The sequence below is a fragment of the Rhodovulum sp. ES.010 genome (assembly GCF_900142935.1).
GTDB lineage: Bacteria > Pseudomonadota > Alphaproteobacteria > Rhodobacterales > Rhodobacteraceae > Rhodovulum.
In genome coordinates this window covers 2,560,254-2,584,321 of sequence record NZ_FSRS01000001.1, presented here as the reverse complement: position 1 = coordinate 2,584,321, position 24,068 = coordinate 2,560,254, and the positions used below count along the sequence as shown (strand labels likewise).

25 protein-coding genes, 1 tRNA gene and 1 riboswitch are annotated in these 24,068 nt (G+C 68.5%); of the genes, 16 read left to right on the top strand and 10 right to left on the bottom strand.

Translation table 11 applies throughout. The features are described 5' to 3' along the window. Positions 1-156: 156 nt before the first annotated feature. Positions 157-1,023 (bottom strand): branched-chain amino acid aminotransferase, encoded by an 867-nt coding sequence (locus BUR28_RS12725; RefSeq protein WP_074220468.1) that lies wholly within the window; start codon positions 1,021-1,023, stop codon positions 157-159. A 185-nt stretch (positions 1,024-1,208) separates the two neighbouring features. Between BUR28_RS12725 and BUR28_RS12720 the strand changes: the two genes are divergently transcribed. Genes BUR28_RS12720 through dxs form a run of 6 tightly spaced genes read left to right on the top strand, consistent with a single transcriptional unit; the run spans position 1,209 to position 6,462 of the window. Next, a complete protein-coding gene (locus BUR28_RS12720; protein ID WP_074220467.1) occupies positions 1,209-1,724 on the top strand; it encodes a MarR family winged helix-turn-helix transcriptional regulator in 516 nt (171 codons plus the stop codon). Continuing rightward, positions 1,721-2,425, top strand: a complete 705-nt coding sequence (locus tag BUR28_RS12715; RefSeq protein WP_074220466.1) for a response regulator — start codon at positions 1,721-1,723, stop codon at positions 2,423-2,425. Before BUR28_RS12720 ends, BUR28_RS12715 begins: the two co-directional genes overlap by 4 nt. Before the next feature lie 38 nt (positions 2,426-2,463). Further along, entirely contained in the window at positions 2,464-3,399 is a 936-nt protein-coding gene (locus BUR28_RS12710) for a histone deacetylase family protein (protein WP_074220465.1), read from the top strand. Further along, entirely contained in the window at positions 3,396-3,638 is a 243-nt protein-coding gene (locus BUR28_RS12705) for an exodeoxyribonuclease VII small subunit (RefSeq protein WP_074220464.1), read from the top strand. The genes BUR28_RS12710 and BUR28_RS12705 overlap by 4 nt, the downstream gene beginning before the upstream one ends. Before the next feature lies 1 nt (position 3,639). Further along, positions 3,640-4,509 carry a polyprenyl synthetase family protein gene (locus BUR28_RS12700; RefSeq protein WP_074220463.1) on the top strand — a complete coding sequence of 290 codons (870 nt, stop codon included), beginning with the start codon at positions 3,640-3,642 and terminating at the stop codon, positions 4,507-4,509. 24 nt (positions 4,510-4,533) lie between these two features. Further along, on the top strand, positions 4,534-6,462 hold the full coding sequence (dxs, locus tag BUR28_RS12695) for a 1-deoxy-D-xylulose-5-phosphate synthase (RefSeq protein ID WP_074220462.1): 1,929 nt from the start codon (positions 4,534-4,536) through the stop codon (positions 6,460-6,462). A 76-nt stretch (positions 6,463-6,538) separates the two neighbouring features. On the opposite strand, the gene BUR28_RS12690 is transcribed toward dxs, so the two are convergent. Then, positions 6,539-7,402: an SDR family oxidoreductase gene (locus BUR28_RS12690; RefSeq protein ID WP_074220461.1), complete on the bottom strand. Its 864-nt coding sequence runs from the start codon at positions 7,400-7,402 to the stop codon at positions 6,539-6,541. 122 nt (positions 7,403-7,524) lie between these two features. Between BUR28_RS12690 and BUR28_RS12685 the strand changes: the two genes are divergently transcribed. The 5 genes from BUR28_RS12685 (at position 7,525) to BUR28_RS12665 (ending at position 11,192) form a co-directional block, all read left to right on the top strand. After that, complete coding sequence (locus tag BUR28_RS12685; RefSeq protein ID WP_074220460.1) at positions 7,525-9,009, top strand: AMP nucleosidase; 1,485 nt, start codon at positions 7,525-7,527, stop codon at positions 9,007-9,009. A 126-nt stretch (positions 9,010-9,135) separates the two neighbouring features. Continuing rightward, a complete protein-coding gene (locus tag BUR28_RS12680; protein ID WP_074220459.1) occupies positions 9,136-9,423 on the top strand; it encodes an HU family DNA-binding protein in 288 nt (95 codons plus the stop codon). A gap of 76 nt (positions 9,424-9,499) precedes the next feature. Then, positions 9,500-10,393, top strand: coding sequence for a DMT family transporter (locus BUR28_RS12675; protein ID WP_074220458.1), 894 nt, complete (start codon positions 9,500-9,502; stop codon positions 10,391-10,393). Between the two features lie 65 nt (positions 10,394-10,458). Next, positions 10,459-10,734: a hypothetical protein gene (locus tag BUR28_RS12670; protein ID WP_074220457.1), complete on the top strand. Its 276-nt coding sequence runs from the start codon at positions 10,459-10,461 to the stop codon at positions 10,732-10,734. 32 nt (positions 10,735-10,766) lie between these two features. Then, positions 10,767-11,192, top strand: a complete 426-nt coding sequence (locus tag BUR28_RS12665; RefSeq protein ID WP_217693526.1) for a hypothetical protein — start codon at positions 10,767-10,769, stop codon at positions 11,190-11,192. On the opposite strand, the gene aroC is transcribed toward BUR28_RS12665, so the two are convergent. Then, the gene (gene aroC, locus BUR28_RS12660; protein WP_074220455.1) at positions 11,189-12,292 is read right to left on the bottom strand and encodes a chorismate synthase; all 1,104 of its coding nucleotides are present in this window, start codon (positions 12,290-12,292) and stop codon (positions 11,189-11,191) included. The two genes, BUR28_RS12665 and aroC, sit on opposite strands and share 4 nt — an antisense overlap. A 95-nt stretch (positions 12,293-12,387) precedes the next feature. Further along, positions 12,388-12,490, top strand: a riboswitch (TPP riboswitch). 38 nt (positions 12,491-12,528) lie between these two features. Between aroC and thiB the strand changes: the two genes are divergently transcribed. The 3 genes from thiB to BUR28_RS12645 are packed head-to-tail and all read left to right on the top strand — an operon-like array spanning position 12,529 to position 15,741. Continuing rightward, entirely contained in the window at positions 12,529-13,521 is a 993-nt protein-coding gene (gene thiB, locus BUR28_RS12655; RefSeq protein WP_074220454.1) for a thiamine ABC transporter substrate binding subunit, read from the top strand. After that, positions 13,497-15,062: a thiamine/thiamine pyrophosphate ABC transporter permease ThiP gene (locus tag BUR28_RS12650; RefSeq protein WP_074220453.1), complete on the top strand. Its 1,566-nt coding sequence runs from the start codon at positions 13,497-13,499 to the stop codon at positions 15,060-15,062. The genes thiB and BUR28_RS12650 overlap by 25 nt, the downstream gene beginning before the upstream one ends. Continuing rightward, positions 15,049-15,741, top strand: a complete 693-nt coding sequence (locus tag BUR28_RS12645) for a thiamine ABC transporter ATP-binding protein (protein ID WP_074220452.1) — start codon at positions 15,049-15,051, stop codon at positions 15,739-15,741. The genes BUR28_RS12650 and BUR28_RS12645 overlap by 14 nt, the downstream gene beginning before the upstream one ends. 66 nt (positions 15,742-15,807) lie before the next feature. Here the strand turns inward: BUR28_RS12645 and BUR28_RS12640 are convergent, their stop codons facing one another. The 7 genes from BUR28_RS12640 to dapF form a co-directional block, all read right to left on the bottom strand. After that, positions 15,808-16,596 carry a cytochrome c1 gene (locus tag BUR28_RS12640; protein WP_074220451.1) on the bottom strand — a complete coding sequence of 263 codons (789 nt, stop codon included), beginning with the start codon at positions 16,594-16,596 and terminating at the stop codon, positions 15,808-15,810. An 18-nt stretch (positions 16,597-16,614) separates the two neighbouring features. Further along, on the bottom strand, positions 16,615-17,961 hold the full coding sequence (locus BUR28_RS12635; protein ID WP_074220450.1) for a cytochrome b: 1,347 nt from the start codon (positions 17,959-17,961) through the stop codon (positions 16,615-16,617). An 11-nt stretch (positions 17,962-17,972) separates the two neighbouring features. Beyond that, positions 17,973-18,536, bottom strand: coding sequence for a ubiquinol-cytochrome c reductase iron-sulfur subunit (gene petA / locus BUR28_RS12630; RefSeq protein WP_074220449.1), 564 nt, complete (start codon positions 18,534-18,536; stop codon positions 17,973-17,975). 300 nt (positions 18,537-18,836) lie between these two features. Continuing rightward, the gene (locus BUR28_RS12625) at positions 18,837-19,442 is read right to left on the bottom strand and encodes a glutathione S-transferase (protein WP_074220448.1); all 606 of its coding nucleotides are present in this window, start codon (positions 19,440-19,442) and stop codon (positions 18,837-18,839) included. Then, positions 19,442-19,735, bottom strand: a complete 294-nt coding sequence (locus BUR28_RS12620; protein ID WP_074220447.1) for a hypothetical protein — start codon at positions 19,733-19,735, stop codon at positions 19,442-19,444. Before BUR28_RS12620 ends, BUR28_RS12625 begins: the two co-directional genes overlap by 1 nt. Positions 19,736-19,822: 87 nt before the next feature. Then, a complete protein-coding gene (gene mtaB, locus BUR28_RS12615; RefSeq protein WP_074220446.1) occupies positions 19,823-21,088 on the bottom strand; it encodes a tRNA (N(6)-L-threonylcarbamoyladenosine(37)-C(2))-methylthiotransferase MtaB in 1,266 nt (421 codons plus the stop codon). Next, the gene (gene dapF / locus BUR28_RS12610) at positions 21,088-21,924 is read right to left on the bottom strand and encodes a diaminopimelate epimerase (protein ID WP_074220445.1); all 837 of its coding nucleotides are present in this window, start codon (positions 21,922-21,924) and stop codon (positions 21,088-21,090) included. The genes mtaB and dapF overlap by 1 nt, the downstream gene beginning before the upstream one ends. Positions 21,925-22,035: 111 nt before the next feature. Between dapF and BUR28_RS12605 the strand changes: the two genes are divergently transcribed. After that, positions 22,036-22,111: transfer RNA gene (locus BUR28_RS12605), tRNA-Lys, on the top strand. 733 nt (positions 22,112-22,844) lie between these two features. After that, positions 22,845-24,056, top strand: coding sequence for a phenylacetate--CoA ligase family protein (locus BUR28_RS12600; RefSeq protein ID WP_175566947.1), 1,212 nt, complete (start codon positions 22,845-22,847; stop codon positions 24,054-24,056). Positions 24,057-24,068: the final 12 nt, after the last annotated feature.

Sequence of the window (24,068 nt, the reverse complement as noted above, 5' to 3'; positions counted from 1 at the left end):
CGTGCTCACGTGCAAAGGCACAGCCAATTCTTAACAGCAAAGCGCGCGCGTTGCGATTGGCCTTTTCGACAGGCAGGGCGGGCACCGCGGGGACGCCCGCCTGCACGCGTGTCGGACCCGGCCTCAGGCGGGGCGGTCGCCATGGACCGTCAGAACTCAGGCGCGCACCAGTTTCTCGTAGCTGTCGACCATTTCACGGGCGAGGCTGCCCACCTCGAAAGCGTAGTCGCCGATCTGGCCGACGGGCGTGACCTCGGCGGCGGTGCCGGTCAGCCAGCATTGCTGGAAGCCTTCGAGTTCGGCGGGCTCGATATGGCGTTCATGCACCTTGATCTGGCGGTCCTCCAACAGGCCGATCACGGTCTGGCGGGTGATCCCGTTGAGGAAGCAGTCGGGTTTCGGCGTGTGGACCTCGCCATCCTTCACGAAGAAGATGTTGGCGCCCGTCGCCTCGGCCACGTAGCCGCGATAGTCGAACATCATCGCGTCGGAACAGCCCTTCGCCTCGGCGGTGTGCTTGGACATGGTGCAGATCATGTAGAGCCCGGCGGCCTTGGCCTGGCTGGGCGCGGTCTCGGGGCTGGGGCGCTTCCACTTGGAAACGTCCAGCTTGGCGCCCTTCAGCTTGGCGTCGCCGTAATAGGCGCCCCATTCCCAGACCGCGATGGCGGTGCGCACGGGGTTGCGGGCGCTGGCGACGCCCATGTCCTCGCCCGCGCCGCGCCAGGCGACGGCGCGGACATAGGCATCGGTCAGGCCGTTGGCCTGCATCACCTCGGCCTTGGCGGCCTCGATCTGGTCGACCGTCCAGGGGATCTCGAAATCGATCAGGTCGGCGGAGCGCTTAAGCCGCTCGGAATGGTCGCGCGACTTGAAGATGGTGCCGCCATAGGCCCGCTCGCCCTCGAATACCGACGAGGCGTAGTGCATCGCGTGGGTCAGGATGTGCACGTTGGCCTCGCGCCAGGGCACCAGTTTCCCGTCCATCCAGATGAAGCCGTCGCGGTCGTCGTAGCCAGACATGGCCTTTCCCTTCGTCTTGCCCCTCGGGGGCGGTTGGCTTTGCGAATGTTGCGCGAATTAGGTCCGCATCGGGCATAATGTTGCGCCAAATTCACGGTTCGCTAGCAGTTGAGTCTTGGAAAGTCAACAAGGCTGACATAAGATCGCCGGGAATTGGTCAGGGGTGAAACCTAGGGGAGGGCGGCATGGCCCAGGGCGCATCCGCGGTCACGCAGAAGAGCGGCGAGAGTCTGCTGTTCCTGACCGACGAGCAGTTGCGGAAGGGGATCGAGGCGATGTTCTTCGCCTATCGCGGGTTCACCGCCGATCCCGACCGCATCCTGGAAGAGCACGGCTATGGCCGGGCGCATCACCGGGCGATCCATTTCATCCACCGCGCGCCGGGGACGACGGTCAACAACCTGCTGGGCATCCTCGGCGTCACGAAGCAGTCGCTGAACCGGGTGCTGCGCGCGCTGATCGAGGACGGGCTGGTGGAAAGCCGGGTGGGCCACCGCGACAAGCGCGAGCGGCACCTGTACCTGACCGAGACGGGCGAGGCGCTGGAGCAGCAATTGTCGGACGCCCAGCGCGAGCGGATGCGCGCGGCTTACCGTGCGGCGGGGCCGACGGCGGTGGCGGGGTTTCGCCAGGTACTGGAGGCGATGATGGACCCCGAGATGCGGCGGCATTTCCATCGGCTGGCGGATGGCGGCAAATGAACGGCGAGGCCGACCTTCACCTGCTGATCGTGGACGACGACGCGCGCATCCGCGAGCTGCTGCGCAAGTTCCTGGTGCGCCAGGGCTTCTGGGTCAGCGCCGCGCGCGACGCCGCGCATGCGCGCAAGCTGCTGGCGGGGCTGGAGTTCGACCTGATCGTGCTGGACGTGATGATGCCGGGGGAGGACGGCATCGCGTTTGCGCGGGCGTTCCGGCAACACTGCGCCACGCCGATCCTGCTGCTGACGGCGCGGGGCGAGACCTCGGACCGGATCGCGGGGCTGGAGGCGGGGGCCGACGACTACCTGCCCAAACCCTTCGAGCCGAAGGAACTGCTGCTGCGAATCAACGCCATCCTGCGGCGGGTGCCGGTCGTGACCGAGGCGATCGACCTGCCCAAGGTGCTGCATCTCGGCCCGGTGCGCTACGACGTCTCGCGCGGCGAGCTGTGGCAGGGGGAGGAGCGGGTGCGCCTGACCGCGACCGAGGCGCAGCTGATGCGCATCTTCTCGGCCTGTCCCGGCGAGGCGGTCAGCCGCACGCGGCTGGTGGAAGAGCTGGGGCGCGACGGCGGGCAGGCGCAGGAACGCGCGGTGGACGTCCAGATCACCCGGCTGCGGCGCAAGCTGGAACTCGATCCGAAACAGCCACGCTACCTGCAGACGGTGCGCGGCTCGGGCTACATGCTGGCGCCGGATTGAGCCTTGCCGCGCGGGCGGCGCCCCCCTAGCCTCCCCCCATGACCACGGCGCTGATCTCTCATTCGGCGAGCCTCGGCCATGTCACCCCGCCGGGGCATCCCGAGCGGGTGGCCCGGATCGAGGCGGTGAACGAGGCGCTGACCGCGCCCGAGTTCACGCTGCTGGTGCGCGAAGAGGCGCCTTTGGCCGGCGACGCGGACGTGCTGCGCGGCCACGGCCGGGGCTATCTCGACGCGGTGAAGGCGGCGATCCCGGCCTCGGGCTGGGCGCAGCTCGACCCCGATACCTACCTTTCGCCGGGCTCGCTGGAGGCGATCCTGCGCGGGCTGGGCGCCAATCTGCACGCCGTCGACATGTTGCAGGCGGGGGAGGTGCGAAACGCCTTTTGCGCGATCCGCCCGCCCGGCCACCACGCCGAGGCGACCCGCGCGATGGGGTTCTGCCTGTTTTCCAATGCCGCGATCGCGGCGAAACATGCGCTGGACCACCACGGGCTGACCCGCGTCGCGGTGGTGGATTTCGACGTGCATCACGGCAACGGCACCCAGGACATCCTGTGGGACGAGCCGCGCGCGCTGTTCGTGTCGAGCCACCAGATGCCGCTTTGGCCGTTCACCGGCGCGCCGGAAGAACGCGGCGCCCATGACAACGTGCTGAACGTGCCGTTGCCGCCCCATGCCGACGGGGCCCGGTTTCGCGCTGAAATCGAACGACAGGTGCTGCCCCGGCTCGACGCGTTCGCGCCGGACCTTGTCCTGGTGTCGGCCGGGTTCGATGCGCACCGCGCCGACCCGCTGGCGCAGCTCGACCTGGGCGTGGAGGATTTCGCCTGGGTGACCGAACGGCTCTGCGACATCGCGGACGCGCATTGCGGCGGCCGGATGGTCTCGACACTGGAGGGTGGCTATGATCTGGATGCGCTGGGCGCCTGTGTGGCGGCCCATGTGCGGGTGCTGATGGAGCGGGGAGCATGAGCGACAAGCCGGTGTCCGAGATGACGTTCGAAGAGGCGATGAAGGCGCTGGAGGACGCGGTGGCCGCGCTGGAACAGGGCGACGTGCCGCTGGAGGACTCGATCAAGCTGTCGGAACACGCGGCGGAGCTGAAACGGCACTGCGAGAAGAAACTGAAGGCCGCCGAGGAAAAGGTCGCCCAGATCACGGCCGATGCCGAGGGCAACGCCACGGGCACCACCCCCGTCGAGGGGATGTGAGATGTTCCAGTCGCAGCTGAAGGACGCCGCGACGCTGATCGAGGCCCGGCTGATCGCGGCGCTGGCCGACCGGGCCGACCAGCCGGTGACGCGGGCGATGCGCTATGCGGTGTCGGGCGGCAAGCGGCTGCGCGGGTTCCTGGTGATCGAGGGCGCGGCGCTTTACGGGGTGCCGGCGGATGACGCGGTGCATGCGGCGGCGGCCATCGAGGCGGTGCATGCCTACAGCCTCGTGCATGACGACATGCCCTGCATGGACGACGACGACCTGCGCCGGGGCCAGCCCACGGTGCATGTGAAATGGGACGAGGGCACGGCGCTCCTGGTCGGCGACGCGTTGCAGACGCTGGCCTTCGAACTGGTGTCGGACCCCGCCTGCCACCCGGACGCGGGCGTGCGGATCGACCTGGTGTCGTCGCTGGCGCGGGCCAGCGGGATCGACGGGATGGTGCTGGGCCAGGCGCAGGATATCGCCGCCGAAAGCGCCGGGCGGCCGCTGACGCTGGACGAGATCACCGAGTTGCAGGCCAACAAGACCGGCGCGCTGATCCGCTGGTCGGCCGAGGCCGGCGCGCGGCTGGGTCGGGCCGAGATCGCGCCCTTGTCAACCTATGCGAGCGCGCTGGGCCTGGCCTTCCAGATCGCCGACGACATCCTTGATGTGGAAGGCGAGGCCGCCAAGACCGGCAAGCGCGTGCAGAAGGATGCCGAGGCGGGCAAGGCGACCTTCGTGTCGCTTCTGGGTCTCGACGGCGCGAAAGCGCGGGCGCGCACCTTGGTGGACGAGGCCTGCGACGCGCTCGCCCCGTTCGGCGCGCGGGCCGATATCTTGCGGGAGACCGCCCGCTTCGTTATTGCGCGGGACACCTGAAACCCGCCCAGGAGGGCTGAAACCTTGACCGACCGCCCGCAGACACCGCTGCTCGACCGCGTTTCCAGCCCGACCGACCTCAAAGCCCTGTCGGATACCGAACTGAAGCAACTCGCCACCGAGCTGCGGCAGGAAACGGTTTCCGCGGTCTCCGAAACCGGCGGCCACCTGGGCGCGGGGCTGGGCGTGGTGGAGCTGACGGTGGCGTTGCACGCCGTGTTCGACACGCCGCGCGACCGGCTGATCTGGGACGTCAGCCACCAGTGCTACCCGCACAAGATCCTGACCGGGCGGCGCGACCGCATCCGCACGCTTCGGCAGAAGGACGGGCTGTCGGGCTTCTGCAAGATGAAGGAAAGCGAGTACGACGCCTTCGGGGCGGGGCATTCGTCCACCTCCATTTCCTCGGCGCTGGGCTACGCCGTCGCGCGCGACCTGGGCACCGCGCCCGAGGCGGGCGTGGGCGACGCGATCGCGGTGATCGGCGACGGCGCGCTGTCGGCGGGGATGGCCTATGAGGCGCTGAACCATGCCGGCCATCTGGGCACCCGGATGATCGTGATCCTGAACGACAACGAGATGTCGATCGCGCCGCCGGTGGGGGCGATGTCGAACTACCTCAACCGGCTTTATACCGGCGCGCCGTTCCAGGAGTTCAAGTCCATCGCCAAGGGCGCCGTGAACTTCCTGCCCGCGCCGTTCCAGGAGGGCGCCAAGCGCGCCAAGGACCTGATCAAGCATGTCACCGTGGGCGGCACGCTGTTCGAGGAGCTGGGGTTTTCCTATGTCGGGCCGGTGGACGGGCACGACCTCGACCAGCTCTTGCCGATCCTGCGCACGGTCAAGGCGCGCGCGACGGGGCCGATGCTGATCCACGCGATCACGAAGAAGGGCAAGGGCTACGGCCCGGCCGAGAACGCGCCCGATTGCGGGCATGGCGTGGCCAAGTTCGACATCGCCACCGGCGAGCAGAAGAAGACGCCGGCCAACGCGCCGAGCTATACCAAGGTCTTCGCCAACGCGCTGATCGCCGAGGCCCGGGCGGATCGCAAGGTCTGCGCGGTGACCGCGGCGATGCCCGACGGGACCGGGCTGAACCTGTTTGCCGAACGGTTCCCCGAGCGGTGTTTCGATGTCGGCATTGCCGAACAGCACGGGGTGACCTTCTCGGCCGGGCTGGCGGCGGGCGGGCAAAAGCCGTTCTGCGCGATCTATTCCACCTTCCTGCAGCGCGGCTATGACCAGATCGTGCATGACGTGGCGATCCAGCGCCTGCCGGTGCGCTTCGCCATCGACCGGGCGGGGCTGGTCGGCGCCGACGGGCCGACCCATGCGGGCGCTTTCGATACCGCGTTCCTGGCGAACCTGCCGGGATTCGTGGTGATGGCCGCCGCCGACGAGGCGGAACTGGTGCACATGGTGGCGACCGCCGTGGCCCATGACGAGGGCCCCATCGCCTTCCGCTTCCCCCGCGGCGAGGGCGTGGGCGTGGACCTGCCCGAGAAGGGCGTGCCGCTGGAAATCGGCAAGGGCCGGATCGTGCAGGAGGGCGAGCGGGTCGCGCTGTTGAACTTCGGCGCGCGGCTGAAGGAGGTGCGCGAGGCCGCGCAGGCGCTGGAGGCCCGCGGCATCACGCCGACGATCGCCGATGCGCGCTTCGCCAAGCCGCTGGACGAGGAGATGATCCTGGGCCTTGCGCGCGACCATGCCGCGCTGATTACCATCGAGGAGGGCGCGGTGGGCGGCTTCGGCAGCCATGTCGCGCAATTGCTCGCCGAGAACGGGGTGTTCGACGCCGGGCTCACCTATCGTTCGATGGTGCTGCCCGACATCTTCATCGACCAGGCGAGCCCGGCGGACATGTATGCGGTGGCCGGGCTCAACGCGCCGGAGATCGAGGCGAAGGTGGTCGAGGTGCTCGGCGCGGCGGATCGCATGGCCAAACGGGCGTAGCCGCCCGGACGGTCCACGGGCGCCCGGCGGTTGCGGGCGTTTCCCGGCGGGATGGCCGGGCCGCCGCGCGCCCGGCTCAGGCCTTGCGGCGGGCGTCGCGTTCGGTCTCGACTTCGGCGGCGAGCCCGGTGCGGTAGTCCGGGTGGCGCAGGTGAACGCCCAGTTCCGCCTTGATCCGGTTGTTCGCCACCCGCTTGGACTCGGCATAGAAGCTGCGCGCCATCGGGCTGAGGTCGGCCTCTTCGAAGGGGGTTTCCGGCGGCAGCGGCCGGCCCAGCATCCGCGCGGCGAAGGCGATCACGTCCTGCGGCGGGGCGGGTTCGTCATCGGCGACATTGTAGACCGCGCCCGGCCGTGGCCGGGCCATCGAGGCGGCCAGCACCTGCGCGATGTCCTCGACATGGATGCGGGAAAAGACCTGGCCCGGCTTGACGATACGCCGCGCGGTGCCTGCGCGCACGCGGTCCAGCGGCGAGCGGCCAGGGCCGTAGATACCCGCCAAGCGGAAGATGTGCAGCGGCAGACCCAGCGCGGCCCAGGCCGCCTCGGCCGCGACGCGGGCCTGCCCGCGCGAGGTCGTGGGGGAAAGCGGTGTGCTTTCGTCCACCCAGCCGCCGTCATGGTCGCCATAGACCCCGGTGGTGGAGAGATATCCGACCCATTCCAGGTGATCCGCGGCGCGCAACTGCGCCTCCAGTTCCGCCACGACCGGGTCGCCCTGGGGCCCCGGCGGAACGGAACTGAGCAGATGGGTCGCGCGGTCCAGCGCCGGCGCGAGGTCGGTGCCGGGCCAGACCAGCGGCTCCACCCCCGCGGCGCGGAGGGCCGCGGCCTTTGCCGCGTCGCGCGTGGTGCCGATGACCCGCCAGCCGGGGCAGAGCCTGGCGGCCAGCGCCTGCGCGGAATAGCCGTGACCTATGGAAAGAAGAGTGTCTGTCATGGGGCAGAAAATGGGTCCGCAGGGCCGGCGGGGCAACCCCGCGCGGTTCCGGGGCTTGCGCGGCGCACCCAAAGCGTGAGAGTTGAGCCCGGACGCAAGCGCCCTGCCGAACGAGACCGCCAATGCCCGATACCGCCGTCGATCTGCCCGTCGAGAGCCCGGATGTGCCCGCAGCCGAGGCGTTTACCGATGCGGAGGCGGCGGTCGCGCGGCTGGTGGAGATCTACGACGCCGCGACCGAATTCCTGCGCGCGCGGTTCCGGGAAACGCTGACCGGCCGCACCCCGCGCGCCCGGTTCCGCGCCGTCTATCCCGAGATCCGGTTTTCCACCGCGACCCATGCGCAGGTGGACAGCCGGCTGAGCTTCGGCCACGTGGCCGAGCCGGGCACCTATGCCGCGACGGTGACCCGGCCCGACCTCTTCGCCAATTACCTGCGCCAGCAGATCGGGCTTCTGGTCGGGAACCACGGCCAGCCGGTGGTGATCGGGCCGTCGGACACGCCGATCCCGGTGCATTTCGCGGTGGGCGGCGATGCCGGTCTGACCGTGCCGCAAGAGGGGGTGCTGGACTTTCCGCTGCGCGATCTCTTCGACGTGCCGGACCTGACCACCACGAACGACGACATCGTCAACGGCCTGGCGAAGCCCGCCGAGGGTGCGCCGCGGCCGCTGGCGCCGTTCACCGCGCAGCGGGTGGACTATTCTCTGGCGCGGCTGGCGCATTACACCGCGACCGCGCCCGAGCATTTCCAGAACCACGTGCTGTTCACCAACTACCAGTTCTATGTCGAGGAGTTCGAAGCCTTCGCCCGGGCCGCGCTGCGCGATCCCGACAGCGGCTATGTCGCGCTGGTCGGCCCCGGCAATGCCGAGATCTCGGGGCCCGACGATCCGCTGCCGATGCCCGCGAAGCTGCCGCAGATGCCGACCTTTCACCTGAAGCGGGCCGACGGTCAGGGCGTGACGCTGGTCAATATCGGCGTGGGGCCGTCCAACGCCAAGACTGCGACCGACCATATCGCGGTGCTGCGCCCGCATGCCTGGATCATGGTCGGCCATTGCGCCGGCTTGCGGAATTCCCAGCGGCTGGGCGATTTCGTGCTGGCCCATGGCTATCTGCGCGATGATCACGTGCTGGACGACGATCTGCCGGTGTGGGTGCCGATCCCGGCGCTGGCCGAGATCCAGGTGGCCCTCGAAGACGCGGTGGAGGAGATCACCCGGCTGGAAGGGTTCGATCTGAAACGGATCATGCGGACCGGCACCGTGGCGACCATCGACAACCGCAACTGGGAGCTGCGCGACCAGTCCGGCCCGGTGCAGCGCCTGTCGCAATCCCGCGCCATCGCGCTGGACATGGAAAGCGCCACGATCGCGGCCAACGGGTTCCGGTTCCGGGTGCCCTACGGCACGCTGCTCTGCGTCTCGGACAAGCCGCTGCATGGCGAATTGAAGCTGCCGGGCATGGCCAGCGACTTCTACAAGACGCAGGTGTCGCGCCATCTGGCGATCGGGATCCGCGCGATGGAACTCCTGCGCGACATGCCGCTGGAACGCATCCACAGCCGGAAACTGCGCAGCTTCGAGGAAACGGCGTTCCTTTAGCCGGAAAATGCCCACAAAATGCGTCCGAAAGGACGGTTTTCGACCACAAATCGTTGTGTTGATCCGCAATATCGCGTTATTCTGCGCAAATGAGCCCCCATAGAGGGCAAGACGAGGAGACCGTACATGGCGAAACCGATGACCAAGACCCAGCTGGTTGCGGCCCTGGCCGAAGAGATGGGGGCCGACAAGAAGACCGCGTCCACCGCGCTGGACGCGATCACCGGAATCATCACCCGCGAGGTGGCGGCCGGCGGTGCCGTGACCCTGCCGGGTGTGGGCAAGATCTACTGCCGCGAACGCCCCGAGCGCATGGTGCGCAACCCCGCCACCGGCGAGCAGTTCAAGAAAGAGGCCGACAAGGTCGTCAAGGTGACCATCGCCAAGGCGCTGAAGGACAGCGTCAACGACTGAGCGCTTGCACATTTGTCGGGATCGGCAAACGGTATAGGGTCGCCCATGGGCGACCCTTTTCGTTTCGGGAGGATGCATGGATTTCCGCGCGCTGGCGATGGGGCTGGCCTTCGCCTTCATCTGGGCCTCGGCCTTCACCTCGGCGCGGATCATCGTGGCGGATGCGCCGCCGCTCAGCGCGCTCGCGCTGCGGTTCCTGATTTCCGGGTGCCTGGGCGTGGGGATCGCGCTGGCGCTGGGGCAGAGCTGGCGGCTGACCCGCGCGCAATGGCAGGCGACCGCGCTGTTCGGGATCGCGCAGAACGGTCTCTATCTCGGCCTGAACTTCGTCGCGATGCAGACGCTGGAGGCGTCGATGGCCGCGATCATCGCCTCGACCATGCCGCTGCTGGTCGCGCTGTTCGGCTGGATCGTGCTGGGCGAGCGGGTGCGGCCGCTGGGCATGCTGGGGCTGGCCATCGGGTTCGCGGGTGTCGCGATCATCATGGGCAGCCGGATCACGCAAGGGGTGGACCTCTACGGGCTGGCGCTGTGCATCGCCGGGGTCTTCGCGCTGACCGCCGCCACGCTTGCCGTGCGCAGCGCGTCCTCGGGCGGCAACGTTCTGATGATCGTGGGGCTGCAGATGCTGATGGGCGCGGCGGCGCTGGAGGTCGCGGCCCTGGCCGCCGGCGAGACCTGGGCCGTTACATGGAGCTGGAAGCTGATCGCGGCCTTCGCCTATACCACGCTGTTCCCCGGCCTGATCGCGACGCTGATCTGGTTCCTGCTGGTCCGCCGGGTGGGCGCGGTGCGGGCCGCGACCTTCCACTTTCTCAGCCCGTTCTTCGGGGTGACGATCGCGGCGATCCTGCTGGGCGAACGGCTGGGGCCGCTGGACGTGGCCGGTGTGGCGGTGATCATGGCCGGCATCCTCGCGGTGCAGCTGTCGAAGCAGACGCTCAGCGCCGTCAAAACGACGGGCCGTTGAGGGATTCACAAGACGACTTACATGTTATAAAATGACGCGCACGGCGGAGAGCGGGGCCTAAAGCTATGGAAAATATTGCAAAGGCCATCGAGGAAGTGGTTCGTGACCGCTTTGCGGACGTCAGGATCGTACGGGTCGATGTCGAAGAAGGGCAAGATCACGACGGCGATCAGGTCTTCTTCGTCAGGGTGGTCTTCGACTCCGAAATCAAGGATTTGGACGCCGCGAAGCTGTCAGGGATCACGAGACATCTTCGGTCTCGTCTCTTCGACTTGGGAGACGAGCGCTTCCCCTACACCCGATTCATCTCACAGGCTGATTTCGAGGGGGAAGCGGCCTGAAGCCGACCGATCTCATTGCCACGGCCAGACGATTGGCCAAGGCTACAGGGAAACCCCGGCAGACCGATCTGAAACGCGCAGTCAGCACGGCCTATTATGCGGTCTTCCACGCGATGTGCCGGAATACCGCCGATATGCTCATCGGCAGCACCAAGAGCGCGCGCTCGCAGCCGGCCTGGTTGCAGGCCTATCGTGCAATCGACCACGGTCAGGCCAAGAACCAATGCAAGAACGGAACGATCAAGAGATTCCCGAAGGATGTTGAGGATTTCGCGGCTCTCTTCATAGAGGCGCAAGACGCGCGGCATCGCGCCGATTACGATCCCGGGTCGCGCTTCACGCGAAGCGAGGTGCTTGTCCTCATCAAACGGGTCGAGGAGGCGATAAGCGCCTTCCAGAGGGTTCCGAAATCCGATCGCCGCGCTTTTGCGGCCTTCGTCGTGCTGAAGTTCCGTTAGCCGATCTTCCCGCGGTTTTCGCCCACCTGGCCGCGGTGCAGCAGCAGGTGGTCGAGCAGGACGCAGGCCATCATCGCCTCGCCGACCGGCACCGCGCGGATGCCGACGCAGGGGTCGTGGCGGCCCTTGGTGACGATTTCGGCCGGTTCGCCCGACTTCGTGATCGTCCGGCGCGGCGTCAGGATCGAGGAGGTCGGCTTGACCGCGAAGCGCAGCACGATCTCCTGGCCGGTCGAGATGCCGCCGAGGATGCCGCCGGCATGGTTCGAGGAATAGGCCGGGCGGCCATCCTCGCCCATGAATATCTCGTCGGCATTCGCGCTGCCGGTGAGCGCGGCCGCGGCCATGCCCTCGCCGATCTCGACGCCCTTCACCGCGTTGATGCTCATCATCGCAGCCGCCAGATCGGTGTCGAGCTTGCCGTAGACCGGCGCGCCGAGGCCGGGGGGCACGCCCTGGGCCGCGACCTCGATCACCGCCCCGACCGAGTTGCCCGCCTTGCGGAGCGTGTCGAGATAATCGGCCCAGTCGGCGGCGGCCTGCGCATCCGGGACCCAGAACGGATTCGACCCGATTTCGGCCCAATCGAAGCGGTCGCGGTCGATGGCGTGCGGCCCCATCTGCACCATGTAGCCGGTGATCGTGACCCCGGGCGCAAGCGCCGCCAGCGCCGCCCGCGCCACGCCGCCCGCGGCCACCCGCGCCGCCGTCTCGCGCGCCGATGACCGGCCGCCGCCGCGATGGTCGCGGATGCCGTATTTCTGCCAGTAGGTGATGTCGGCATGGCCGGGGCGGAATTTCTCGGCGATGTCGCCGTAATCCTTGGACCGCTGGTCGGTGTTGCGGATCATCAGCTGGATCGGCGTGCCGGTGGTCTGTCCCTCGAACACGCCCGACAGGATTTCGACCGCGTCGGCCTCGCGCCGCTGGGTGGTGAACTTGGACTGCCCCGGCTTCCGGCGGTCGAGCCAGTGTTGCAGCGCGCCCGCGTCCAGCGCGACGCCCGGCGGGCAGCCGTCCACCGTGGCCCCCAGCGCGGGGCCGTGGCTTTCGCCCCAGGTGGTGACCCGGAACAGGTGGCCGAACGTGTTGAGGCTCATGGGCGGGCTCTCCTCTCAGCGCCTCCGGCATAGCCGTGCCGCCCTTCCCCCTCAAGCGCTTTCCCTTGCGCGGGGCGGGGGCGCGCTCTAGGGTTCGGCTTACCTCGGGGTGCCCCATGGGGCTGAGATGCGCGCCTGCGCGAACCCGTCGAACCTGACCCGGTTAGAACCGGCGGAGGGAAGGTCCATGGAGAACATCCACCCTTGCCCGTCCGCCCCTGCAAAGGAGGAGGACCATGAGATTTCCGATCATCGCCGCGGGGCTGTGCTGCGCCGGCGCGGCCTGGGCGCAAACCCCCGTGCTCACCGTCTATACCTATGACAGCTTCGTCTCCGAATGGGGGCCGGGGCCGCAGGTGGAAGCCGCCTTCGAGGAGGTCTGCGGCTGCGACCTGCGCTTCGTGGCGGCCGGCGACAGCGCCGCGCTTCTGGCGCGGCTGCGGCTGGAAGGGGCGCGCACCGAGGCGGATGTCGTGCTGGGGCTCGACACCAACCTGACCGCGGCGGCCGCGGAGAGCGGGCTCTTCGCGCCCCACGGGATCGAGCCGCCGGAGCTCGACCTTCCGGTGGACTGGCAGGACGAGACCTTCCTGCCCTATGACTGGGGCTATTTCGCATTCGTCTACGACACCGCCCGGCTGGAGGACGTGCCCGGCAGCTTCGAGGACCTGACCGCCGCGTCCGACGATCTGAAGATCGTGATCCAGGACCCGCGCAGTTCCACGCCGGGGCTCGGCCTGCTCTACTGGGTCGAGGCCGCGTATGGCGACCGCGCGCCCGAGATCTGGGCGGGGCTTGCGCCGCATGTGTTGACGGTCACCAAGGGCTGGTCCGAGGCCTACGGCATGTTCATCGACGGCGAAGCCGACATGGTGCTGAGCTACACCACCTCGCCCGCCTATCACCTGATCGCGGAGGGCGACGAGACCAAGGCCGCCGCCGCGTTCGAGGAAGGGCATTACATGCAGATCGAGGTGGCGGGGCGCGTGGCCAGCTCGGACCAGCCGGACCTGGCGCGGTCCTTCCTCGGCTTCATGCTGTCCGACGCCTTCCAGTCGGTGATCCCGACGACCAACTGGATGTATCCGGCGGTGACGCCCGAGGGCGGCCTGCCGGACGGGTTCGAGACCCTGATCCGGCCCGAAACCGCCCTTCTGCTTCCGGCCGGGGAGGCGGATGCCATTCGGGACGAGGCGATGGCCGCATGGCGCGCCGCGCTCAGCCGCTAGGGGTGTGGGCCGGGGTCGGCGCCGGCGGGGTGATGCTGGCGCTGACGCTGGGCACGCTTGGCGCGGTGGCCTGGCGGGCCGAGGGGGCGGCGGCGCTTGGCCCGGCGGACTGGGCGGCGCTGCGGTTCACGGTGACACAGGCGCTGATCTCGGCGGCGCTGAGCGTCGCCCTGGCGGTGCCGGTCGCGCGTGCCCTGGCGCGGCGGCGGTTCCCGGGGCGCGGGCTGCTGATCACGCTCTTGGGCGCGCCCTTCATCCTGCCGGTGATCGTTGCGGTCATCGGCCTGCTGGCGGTGTTCGGGCGGGGCGGGCTGGTCAGCCGGGCGCTGGCGGTGTTCGGCCTCGGCCCCATCGACATCTACGGGCTGGAAGGGGTCGTGCTGGCGCATGTCTTCTTCAACCTGCCGCTGGCGACCCGGCTGATCCTGCAAGGCTGGCTGGCGATCCCGGCCGAGCGGTTCCGGCTGGCCGCCGCCCTGGGCTTCGGGCCGGGGGAGGTCGCGCGGCGCCTGGAATGGCCGATGCTGCGCGCGGTTCTGCCGGGGGCGTTCCTGGTCGTCTTCCTGATCTGCACCACCAGTTTCGCCGTGGCGCTGACGCTGGGGGGCGGGCCGCGGGCGACCACGGTGGAACTGGCGATCTACCAGGCGTTCCGGTTCGAGTTCGACCTGGGCCATGCCGCGCTCCTGTCGCTGCTGCAGTTCGGCCTTTGCGCGCTGGCCGCGGTGCTGGCCCTTGCCGTGACGGTGCCGGGGGGCTTCGGCGCGGGGCTCGACAGGCCGGTGGCGCGGTGGGACGCGGACAGCCGGGCGCTTCGGCTGCAGGATACCGCGTGGCTGGCCCTGGCGGGGCTGTTCCTGATCCTGCCCCTGGCGATGATCCTGCTGCGCGGGATCGGCGGGGTCGCGGCGCTGCCGCCCTCGGTCTGGCAGGCGGCGCTGCGGTCGCTGGCCGTCGCGCTGGGCTCGGCGGCGCTGACGCTGGCGCTGGCGCTGCCGATGGCGGTGGCGGCGGCGCGGCTGGGGCGTGCGCGGGGCGCGGCGCTGCAGGCGGCGGGCACGCTGTCGATCGCGGCCTCGCCGCTGGTGATGGGGACGGGGCTGTTCATCCTGCTGTACCCGGTGGCCGACCCGGTCGCGCTGGCGCTGCCGGTCACGGCGCTGGTGAATGCGGCGATGAGCCTGCCCTTCGCGCTGCGCGCGCTGGTGCCGGCCGTGGCCGAGACCGAGGCGGGCTTCGGCCGTCTGGCCGACAGCGTCGGGATGACCGGCATGGCGCGGCTGCGCCTCGTTCTGCTGCCGCGGTTGCGCCGGCCCATCGGGTTCGCGCTGGGCCTGTCGGCGGCCTTGTCGATGGGCGATCTGGGCGTGATTGCGCTTTTCGCCGACCCGTCCCAGGCGACGCTGCCGCTGCAGCTCTACCGGCTGATGGGCGCCTACCGGATGGAGGCGGCGGCGGGCGCGGCGCTGGTGTTGCTGGCCCTCAGCCTCGCGCTGTTCTGGGTCTTCGACCGTGGGGGGCGCGTGAATGCTGAGGCTTGAGCGGCTGGTGATCGCGCAGGGCGCGTTCCGGCTGGAGGCCGACCTGGCCATCGAGACCGGGCGCATCGTGGCCCTGCTGGGGCCGTCCGGGGCCGGGAAATCCACCCTGCTGGACGTGATCGCGGGCTTTCTGCCGCCGACCTCGGGGCGCGTGCTGTGGGACGGCGAGGACCTTGCGCCGCGGCCGCCCGGCGCGCGGCCGCTGTCGATGCTGTTCCAGGACAACAACCTGTTTCCGCACCTGACGGCGTTCCGGAACGTGGCGCTGGGGCTGAAGCCCGACCTGCGGCTGACGGCCGCCGACCGGGCGCGGGTCGAGGAGGTGCTGGACCGGGTCGGGCTGTCCGGGCTCGGGGCGCGGAAACCGGCGGCGCTGTCGGGCGGGCAGCGGGGGCGCGTCGGGCTGGCCCGGATGCTGTTGCGGAACCGGCCGCTGATGCTGCTGGACGAACCCTTCGCCGCGCTCGGCCCCGCGCTGAAGGCCGAGATGCTGGCGCTTGTGGCCCGGATCGCCGGCGAGACCGGGGCGACCGTTCTGCTGGTCACGCACGATCCGGCCGATGCGCGCGCCATCGCCGGGGAGACGGTGGTGGTCGCCGAGGGCCGCGCCACGCCGCCGCGCCCGACCGGGGCGCTGTTGTCCGACCCGCCGCCGGTGCTGCGCGCCTATCTCGGCTGAGCCGTGCCGCAACGAAAAAGCGCGCCCCGCGGGGCGCGCTTTCGGATCCGACGGGCGGTGCCCGGCCTAGACCTCTTTCTTGGGCTTGTAGGGCGCCCAGAGCCGCTTGTTGGTGAGGTAGAGCAGCACCGTCAGCACGGTGAGGAACCCGACCGAGATGAAGCCCGCCTGCTTGCGCTGCATCATCTTGGGCTCGGCCGCCCACATCAGGAACGCGGCGACGTCCTGCGCCTCCTGCTCCATCGTGGCCTCGGTGCCGTCGGCATAGAACACGTCCTCGCCGTAGAGGATCGGCGCCATCTGGCTCCAGTTGTCGGGGAACACCTCGTTGTAATAGAAGAACGAGCCCGCCTCGTCCTTCGTATCGTCTGTGAACGAGATCAGGTAGGTCGCGATGTATTCCGGGCCGCCCATCCCCTTGAAGAGCTGGTTGAGACCGGTGCCGCCCGGCCCGTGGAAGCCCGCGCGCGCCTTGGCCATCAGGCTGAGGTCTGGGGCGTTCGGGTCCATCGACTCGGGGAAGTGATCGACCGGCTTGGCCTCGACCCACTCGTCGTTCGCCTCGTCGTAGACTTCCCAGGTCGAGGTGTATTCCCGCATCGCCTCTTGGCTCAGCGACGGGCCGCCCGGGTCCGCCAGCGTGCGGAACGGCACCCGTTCCAGCCCGTGGCAGGCCGAGCAGAGCTCGGTATAGATTTGCAGGCCGCGCTGGAGTTGCGCCTGGTCATACTTGCCGAAGGGACCCTCGAACGAGAAATCGAAGTCCCGGACATGCCCGCCTTCGCCGGCGGCGAGCGCGCCGCCCGCCCCGAGGGTCAGGGCGGTCAGCGCGGCGATCGTGCGTTTCATCAACATCTGATGCGATCCCTTCTGTCACTCGGCGGGGGTGGGGCTGGCGGCGGAACCGGTGGCCGCCCCCTCGCCGTAATGGGCGTTGAAGTCTTCCTCGATGGTTTCGGGCTGCGGCAGCGGCTTTTCGATCACGCCGAGCACCGGCAGCACCACGAGGAAGAAGGCGAACCAGACCGCCGAACCGATCAGCGCGATGGTCGGGTAGAGGCCCTCGGCCGGCATGGCGCCTGCCCACATCAGGACGAAGAAGTCGATGACGAAGACCCAGAACGCGATCTTGAACATCGGCCGGTAGCGGCCCGAACGGACGTTCGAGGTGTCGAGCCAGGGCAGCAGCGCCATCACGATGATCGAGCCGAACATCGCGAGCACGCCGAAGAACTTGGCATCGATCACGCCGAAGGACATCCAGTCGAGCAGCTGCACCACCCAGACCTCGCCGTCAAAGGCGCGCAGGATCGCGTAGAACGGCAGGAAGTACCATTCGGGCACGATATGCGCCGGCGTCACCATCGGGTCGGCCGGAATGTAGTTGTCGGGGTGGCCCAGGTAGTTGGGCATGAAGCCGACGACCGCGAGGAACACGATCAGAACCACGCCGAGGGCGAACAGGTCCTTCATCACGAAGTAGGGCCAGAATGGCAGGGTGTCCTTGTCGGCCTCGGCCTTCGAGCTGCGGCGCACCTCGACCCCGGTGGGGTTGTTGTTGCCGGTGGTGTGGAACGCCCAGACATGGACGATCGACAGCCCCAGGATCACGAAGGGCAGCAGGTAGTGCAGCGAGAAGAAGCGGGTCAGCGTCGGGTTGCCGACCGCCGGGCCGCCCTGCAGCCAGATCAGGATGTCGTCGCCGATCCACGGGATCGCGCCGAACAGGCCGGTGATCACGGTGGCGCCCCAGAACGACATCTGCCCCCAGGGCAGGACGTAGCCCATGAACGCGGTCGCCATCATCGCCAGGTAGATCAGGATGCCGATGATCCAGGTCACCTCGCGCGGCGTCTTGTAGGAGCCGTAGTAGATGCCGCGGAAGATGTGCAGGTAGACCGCGATGAAGAACAGCGAGGCGCCGTTGGAGTGCAGGTAGCGCAGGAAATGGCCGCCGTTCACGTTGCGCATGATGTGCTCGACCGAGGTGAAGGCCATGTCGGCATGCGGCACGTAATGCATCGCCAGCACGATGCCGGTGACGATCTGCAGCACCAGGGCGAAGAACAGGACGACGCCCCAGATCCACATCCAGTTGAGGTTCTTGGGGGTGGGGATCATGAGCGTGTCGTAGATCAGGCTGACGACCGGCAGGCGCCGGTGCAGCCACTTCTCGGAGCCCGATTTCGGCTCGTAGTGATCGTGAGGAATACCGGACATCGGCTGCTCCCTTAACCGAGTTGGATGGTCGTCTCGTCCACGAAGGCCGCGACCGGGATGTAGAGGTTCTCGGGCGCCGGGCCCTTGCGGATGCGGCCGGCCGAGTCATAGTGCGACCCGTGGCAGGGGCAGAACCAGCCCCCGTAATCGCCCGACTGGTTGCCGATCGGAACGCAGCCCAGATGGGTGCAGACGCCGATCATCACCAGCCACTTGCCCTCGGCATCCAGCGTGCGGTTGTCGTCGGTCGCCGCGGCGTTGCCCTCGAGGTTGGGGTTGCGGGCGACCGTGTCGACGAGGTCGTCGAGATCCACCGAGCGGGCGAGCTCGATGTCTTCCTGGGTGCGCTGGCGGATGAACACGGGCTTGCCGAGGAATTTGACCGTCAGCTGCTGGCCTTCCATCACCGACGAGATGTCCACCCGGATCGAGCTCAGCGCCTGCACGTCGGCGGAGGGGTTCATCTGGTCGACCAGCGGCCAGACAGCCGCGCCCGCGGTAACAGCAGCGGCGCCCGCCGTGGCGTAGTAAAGGAAATCGCGGCGGGTGCCGTCGGTATCTTCTGCGTGAGACACGAGAATGCTCCTTTCCATGACCGGTTGCCCGGTCGATTCTACAAAACGTGCCAGGGCTGAAAGCCCGGCCGTTTACCAGAGTTACCTAGCCTCCACGCCTATTTGCGTCCAGCGGACATAGTCGCGCAGCGCGGGCCGGAGGCCGGATCGGAATCCGGTCGACTGCCGTATACCCGCCGCCCGTGCATGCAGCCAGAGGAATCTGGCGTTTTAGAAGCGTTCTGAGACGTTAGACCGCAGTGACAGCGCGGGATTGCGTCCTGCGGCGCCCGTTTCGCTCACGCGGTTTTGAGCGCGCCGTCACGCGCCGGGCGCGGTCTCGCGCATCGCCGGGCGGGTGGCGAACTGCGACTCCCACGCGGCGAGGGCGGGCCGGCCGGCCCGCCAGTCGCGGTCGCCATGGCGGAAGTCGAGATAGCCCAGGCCCGCGCCCAGGGCGATCTGGGCGATGGTGAGCTTGCCGGCGAGGTGGCTGGTCCAGCGCGCCTCGACCGCGTCCAGCGCGCGGGTGATCCTGGACCATTGCGCCTCGACCCAGGCGGGGCTCTGCGCGGCCTCGGGGCGGCAGCGGTGTTCGTAGACCATCAGCACCGCGGCATCCATGATGCCCTCGGCGGTGGCCTCCAGCGTCAGCACCTCCCACAGGCGGCTGTCGGGGTAGAGCCCGCCCCCGGCGAGCGCGTCGAGATACCGGCAGATCACCCGGCTGTCATAGAGCGCGGGGCCGTCGGCGCGGGTCAGAACGGGGATCTTGCCCAGCGGGTTCTCGCTGAGCGGCATGCGCCCGGTGTCGAGCGCGTGGCCTGCCGCCGGCACGATCTCGACCTGGTCGGTCAGGCCGGTTTCGATCAGGACGATCCGGACCTTGCGGCAGAACGGCGAGGCCGGGTTGTCGTAAAGCCGCATCACACGCGGCGGAGGCGGACGCGGCCGAGCGCGCTGGCGTCGATCTCGACCCCGGGGCCGTCATGGCCGAAGCGAAGCGTGCGCTTGAACCGCGCGCCGCTGTTCACCTGTTCGTCCTCGCGGCGGAAATGCAGCCCCTCGTGCATCTCGTCCATCGCATCCTCGGCGCGCTGGTCGCGCCGCAGCGGCGTGCGCGAGCGGTGGCTGAGCGCATAGGCCGCCACGGCAACCGCGCCGTAGCGGAGACCGTAGCGCAGCGCGACGCTGGCGATCGGGGCGAGGGGCAGAGGCATCTCAGGCGGTTCCTGTTCGCATGCCTTAAAGATAGGCGAGCGCCCGGCGCCTGTCCATTCACGAGTGATTTCGGACACAAACAGACCCTATTCCGCCTGAAGTCGCGTCCCGTCATGGCCGGTGACGCTGGCGGTGACGATCCGGCCCACGGGCCGGTCGGCGGCGAAATCGACTTCCGTGAACTGTTCGGTCCGGCCCATGCGGGGGCTTTCCGTCAGGATGCGGTGGGTGCGGCCCACCTGCGCGGCAAGGTGGGTTGCGACCTGCGCCTTGCCCGCCGCGCGCAACCGCGCGGCGCGGTCCTTGATCGCATTGCCGTCCACCTGCGGCATCCGGGCGGCCGGGGTGCCGGGGCGCGGGGAATAGGGAAAGACATGCAGCCAGGTCAGCCCGCACTCCTCGACGAGCCGCAGGGAGTTGTCGAACATCGCCTCGGTCTCGGTCGGGAAGCCCGCGATGATGTCGGCGCCGAACGTCATGTCCGGGCGCAGGCGCCGCGCCTCCTGACAGAAGCGGATGGCGTCGGCGCGCGAATGGCGGCGCTTCATCCGTTTCAGGATCAGGTCGTCGCCGGCCTGCAGCGACAGGTGCAGATGCGGCATCAGCCGGTCTTCCTCGGCGATCGCGGCCATCAGCGCGGGGTCGGCCTCGATGGAGTCAATGGACGAGATGCGCAGCCGCTGCAGGCCGGGCACCAGGTTCAGGATGCGCCGCACCAGCGCGCCCAGCCGCGGGCCGCCGGGCAGGTCGGCGCCCCAGCTGGTCAGGTCCACGCCGGTCAGCACCACCTCGTTGTAGCCGCGCTCCGCCAGGCGCGCGATCTGGTCCACCACCACGCCCGCGGGGACCGACCGCGAATTGCCCCGGCCATAGGGGATGATGCAGAAGGTGCAGCGGTGGTCGCAGCCGTTCTGGATCTGGACATAGGCGCGGGACCGCGTGCCGAACCCGTCGATCAGGTGGCCCGCCGTCTCGCGCACCGCCATGATGTCGTCGACCATCACCTTTTCGGTGGCGCCGATGAAATCGGGCCCGGCCAGCCGCGTCCAGGTTTCGCCCCGCATCTTCTCGGCATTGCCGAGGACGAGGTCCACCTCGTCCATCGCGGCGAACCGGTCCGGGTCGGTCTGGGCGGCGCAGCCTGTCACGACGATCGTCGCGCGCGGGTGCGCGCGGCGCAGCCGGCGGATTTCCTGGCGGGCCTTGCGCACCGCCTCGGCCGTCACAGCGCAGGTGTTGACCACCTGCACGTTCTCCACCCCCGCGGCGGTCACGAGCTCCTTCATCGCCTCGCTCTCATAGGCGTTCAGCCGGCAGCCGAGCGTGGTGAAGCGGGGGGCGGCGCGGTCCATCAGGCCGACTCCAGGAAGGCGGGGGTGAAGACGCCGTCGAAGACATGCATCGTCTCGCCGGTCATCCAGACGCCATCGGCGCGCCAGTCGATATCGAGCGATCCGCCGTCCAGCTCTACCGTGACCCGCCGGCCCGTCAGCCCGCGGCGGGCGGCGGCGACCGCGACGGCGCAGGAGGACGACCCCGACGCCAGGGTGATGCCCGTGCCCCGCTCCCAGACGCGCATCCGCAGCCGGTCGGGGCCTGCCGGATGCACGACCTGCACGTTGGTGCGCGCGGGGAACAGCGGCAGGGTTTCGTGGGCGGGGCCGAAGGTCGCGAGGTCCACCGCCTCGGCATCGGGCACGAAGAAGGTGCAGTGCGGGTTGCCCATGCCGGTGGCCACCGGGTCGCCCGCGAGCGGCAGGTGGTCGGGATCGACCGCTTCGGCCAGCGGGATCGCCTGCCAGTCGAGCACCGGCTGCCCCATGTTCACCGAGGTCCGCCCGCCGCCCGCGTCCCGGGCCGCGAGGCGGCCCCGCTCGGTCACGAGCGTCAGTTCGGCCTTTCCGGTCTCGTCTATCAGGTGGCGCGCGATGCAGCGCGTGGCGTTGCCGCAGGTGGCCGAGGGCGAGCCGTCGGCGTTGTAGAAGGTCAGCCGCGCATCGGCGTCCTGGGCCGCCTCGATCACCGCGAGCTGGTCGAAGCCCACGCCCCGGTGCCGGTCGGCGATGGCCGCGACGAGAGCGGGGGCCGGGCGCACCGCGCCAGCCCGCGCGTCGATCACGACGAAGTCGTTGCCCAGCCCGTGCATCTTCATGAAGGGCAGGCCGTTCTGTGGAGGTGTCTCGACCATGGGCCGGGGATATAACCCCGCGGCCGGAACGAATCCAGCCGCACGGTGCGATCGTCGCGGTTTTTGCCCTTGACCCCCCCGCGCGGTTTTTCTAGGGAACAGGCCTCAAGTGGGCCGTTAGCTCAGTTGGTAGAGCAACTGACTTTTAATCAGTGGGTCGCAGGTTCGAATCCTGCACGGCTCACCACTTCCGGGATCGAGCTGCAAGATCGGCGCTGCGCCCATGGGCCGTGCCAGGCGTGGATGCGCTTTCGGCAAGCGCGCCGCGCAGCCCGCTCGCAGGGTTTTTGCCGCAGATGCGCGGCATGGGCTCGCGCGGCCCAACCCGGCGGCGTCGGTTGCGGGCTCTTGTTCCGGGCACGCATCGGCGGAGGACAAGCGCCCCGCCAGCCGATCGCGACGGCCGAGAAGGATCGGCGTGGCCGCCGGTTTGACGCGGTTGCCGACCGACGCCCCGCGGCCGCCCGGCAAGTTGACCTTGCGCGGCTGTGCGACTTTGCTTTACCAGCGGCCGGAGCAACGGCGGCCGGCATCCGCCATCACGGTAAACCTCGAAGCTCGCCCGCTTGATCCTGCGCATGAGCCCTTGCGATCCAGCCGCCGAAACGACCAGGTTGGTGCCTTGACGCACCATCGCGGAGAACGGGTATGGAGGTCGTTCCGTCGCTCGGGCCTGGCGCCGGGACACGGGCAGGCGTCCAGACTGCCTGGCCGGCGCCGATGGCGTCACGGAGACATGCCGTAGATCGGGACTCTGAGCGACAATGAACCCTCTTCATTCACCGGTATTCGACGAGCGCGTTGGGTTTCTGGAGCATAGCCAATTCTGGAGTGCCGAGAAGCAGCTCGATTTCCAGCTGCGACGCCTGCAGCACCTCGTCGAGCATGTCGAACGCCATGTGCCGTTCTATCGCGACCACATGAAGAAAGCCGGCTTCAGCGCGCAAGACATCAGGTCGCTCGACGATCTCCGTCGCTTCCCCCTGATCGACAAGACGCTTATCCAGAGCAACTACGACGCGTTCGTTGCGGACTACACGACCAAGGAGAGCCTGAGATACCGCACGACCGGCGGGAGCACCGGCACCCCGCTCACCGTTTACTCGGACGACGATTTCTTCGCCCGGGACAAGGCCAATACCGAATACTACATGCGGGTCTTCGGGCTCGACATCTTTTCCCATCGATCGGTGCGGATCTACGGCGACAAGATCGACGAGGACCTCGTTGGCCAGGGAACCTATTGGCGCGTGGTGGACGAGCGCAAGCTTGTCATGTCGTGCTATCACGTCACGCGTAACACGGCACCGGCCTATCTCGCGGCTATCGACGGGTTCGCACCTCGCTACATTCATACCCGCCCGTCCTCGATCTTGCCGTTGGCCCACGCGATGGCGGAGACGGGGCTGGCGTTGAATACAAGGCTCGACGCGATCTTCTGCGATGGCGAATACCTGACGGACGGTCAGCGACAGGTGATCGAGACTGCGTTCGGAACACGGCTGGTGAATACATTCGGCCATACCGAGGGCTCCGCGGTCGGCATCAGCTGTCCGCACTCGAACAGCCTGCATTTCTTGCCGCAGGTGGGAGTCGTCGAGGTCCTGGCGGCCGATGGAACGCCGCTGACGGCCGTCGGCAGCAAAGGCGAAATGGTCGTGACGGGTTTCAACAACCCGGTTTTTCCCTTCATCCGCTACCGTACCGGAGATGTCGTGGTTCGTGGCGCTCCCGGATGCGCGTGCGGACGAAATTACACGATGATCAGTGACATCGAAGGGCGCATTCAGGACTACGTCGTCGATCTGAACGGAAACCTTGTTCCGCTCGCGCCGGCGATCTTCAACTACAACGATATGGAGTGGAAAGGCATTCGGGAGTTCAAGGTGATTCAGGACAAGCCGGGCGCGCTGCGATTGTCGGTTCAGGTTGAGCCCGGGACGGATGGCCAGGAAAGGTGTCGTTACATCCAGACACATCTGGGCGCGATACTGGGCAGCGGTTTTTCACTCGATGTCGCCCTGGTGGACGACCTTCCGAAAACGCGAATCGGCAAGTATCGCTACCTGGACCAAAGACTGGATCTCGCCGGCTACTTTCGTGATGGGCAGAATGATCGGGAGGACGCTTGACGCCGCGCCGCA

What these genes read in the sequence shown, in the direction of transcription:
- BUR28_RS12725 (WP_074220468.1), bottom strand. Translation starts at nt 1,023, where the DNA reads ATGTCTGGCTACGACGACCGCGACGGCTTCATCTGGATGGACGGGAAA.
- BUR28_RS12720 (WP_074220467.1), top strand. Translation starts at nt 1,209, where the DNA reads ATGGCCCAGGGCGCATCCGCGGTCACGCAGAAGAGCGGCGAGAGTCTG.
- BUR28_RS12715 (WP_074220466.1), top strand. Translation starts at nt 1,721, where the DNA reads ATGAACGGCGAGGCCGACCTTCACCTGCTGATCGTGGACGACGACGCG.
- BUR28_RS12710 (WP_074220465.1), top strand. Translation starts at nt 2,464, where the DNA reads ATGACCACGGCGCTGATCTCTCATTCGGCGAGCCTCGGCCATGTCACC.
- BUR28_RS12705 (WP_074220464.1), top strand. Translation starts at nt 3,396, where the DNA reads ATGAGCGACAAGCCGGTGTCCGAGATGACGTTCGAAGAGGCGATGAAG.
- BUR28_RS12700 (WP_074220463.1), top strand. Translation starts at nt 3,640, where the DNA reads ATGTTCCAGTCGCAGCTGAAGGACGCCGCGACGCTGATCGAGGCCCGG.
- BUR28_RS12690 (WP_074220461.1), bottom strand. Translation starts at nt 7,402, where the DNA reads ATGACAGACACTCTTCTTTCCATAGGTCACGGCTATTCCGCGCAGGCG.
- BUR28_RS12685 (WP_074220460.1), top strand. Translation starts at nt 7,525, where the DNA reads ATGCCCGATACCGCCGTCGATCTGCCCGTCGAGAGCCCGGATGTGCCC.
- BUR28_RS12680 (WP_074220459.1), top strand. Translation starts at nt 9,136, where the DNA reads ATGGCGAAACCGATGACCAAGACCCAGCTGGTTGCGGCCCTGGCCGAA.
- BUR28_RS12675 (WP_074220458.1), top strand. Translation starts at nt 9,500, where the DNA reads ATGGATTTCCGCGCGCTGGCGATGGGGCTGGCCTTCGCCTTCATCTGG.
- BUR28_RS12670 (WP_074220457.1), top strand. Translation starts at nt 10,459, where the DNA reads ATGGAAAATATTGCAAAGGCCATCGAGGAAGTGGTTCGTGACCGCTTT.
- aroC (WP_074220455.1), bottom strand. Translation starts at nt 12,292, where the DNA reads ATGAGCCTCAACACGTTCGGCCACCTGTTCCGGGTCACCACCTGGGGC.
- thiB (WP_074220454.1), top strand. Translation starts at nt 12,529, where the DNA reads ATGAGATTTCCGATCATCGCCGCGGGGCTGTGCTGCGCCGGCGCGGCC.
- BUR28_RS12650 (WP_074220453.1), top strand. Translation starts at nt 13,497, where the DNA reads ATGGCGCGCCGCGCTCAGCCGCTAGGGGTGTGGGCCGGGGTCGGCGCC.
- BUR28_RS12645 (WP_074220452.1), top strand. Translation starts at nt 15,049, where the DNA reads ATGCTGAGGCTTGAGCGGCTGGTGATCGCGCAGGGCGCGTTCCGGCTG.
- BUR28_RS12640 (WP_074220451.1), bottom strand. Translation starts at nt 16,596, where the DNA reads ATGTTGATGAAACGCACGATCGCCGCGCTGACCGCCCTGACCCTCGGG.
- BUR28_RS12635 (WP_074220450.1), bottom strand. Translation starts at nt 17,961, where the DNA reads ATGTCCGGTATTCCTCACGATCACTACGAGCCGAAATCGGGCTCCGAG.
- BUR28_RS12625 (WP_074220448.1), bottom strand. Translation starts at nt 19,442, where the DNA reads ATGCGGCTTTACGACAACCCGGCCTCGCCGTTCTGCCGCAAGGTCCGG.
- BUR28_RS12620 (WP_074220447.1), bottom strand. Translation starts at nt 19,735, where the DNA reads ATGCCTCTGCCCCTCGCCCCGATCGCCAGCGTCGCGCTGCGCTACGGT.
- mtaB (WP_074220446.1), bottom strand. Translation starts at nt 21,088, where the DNA reads ATGGACCGCGCCGCCCCCCGCTTCACCACGCTCGGCTGCCGGCTGAAC.
- dapF (WP_074220445.1), bottom strand. Translation starts at nt 21,924, where the DNA reads ATGGTCGAGACACCTCCACAGAACGGCCTGCCCTTCATGAAGATGCAC.
- BUR28_RS12600 (WP_175566947.1), top strand. Translation starts at nt 22,845, where the DNA reads ATGAAGAAAGCCGGCTTCAGCGCGCAAGACATCAGGTCGCTCGACGAT.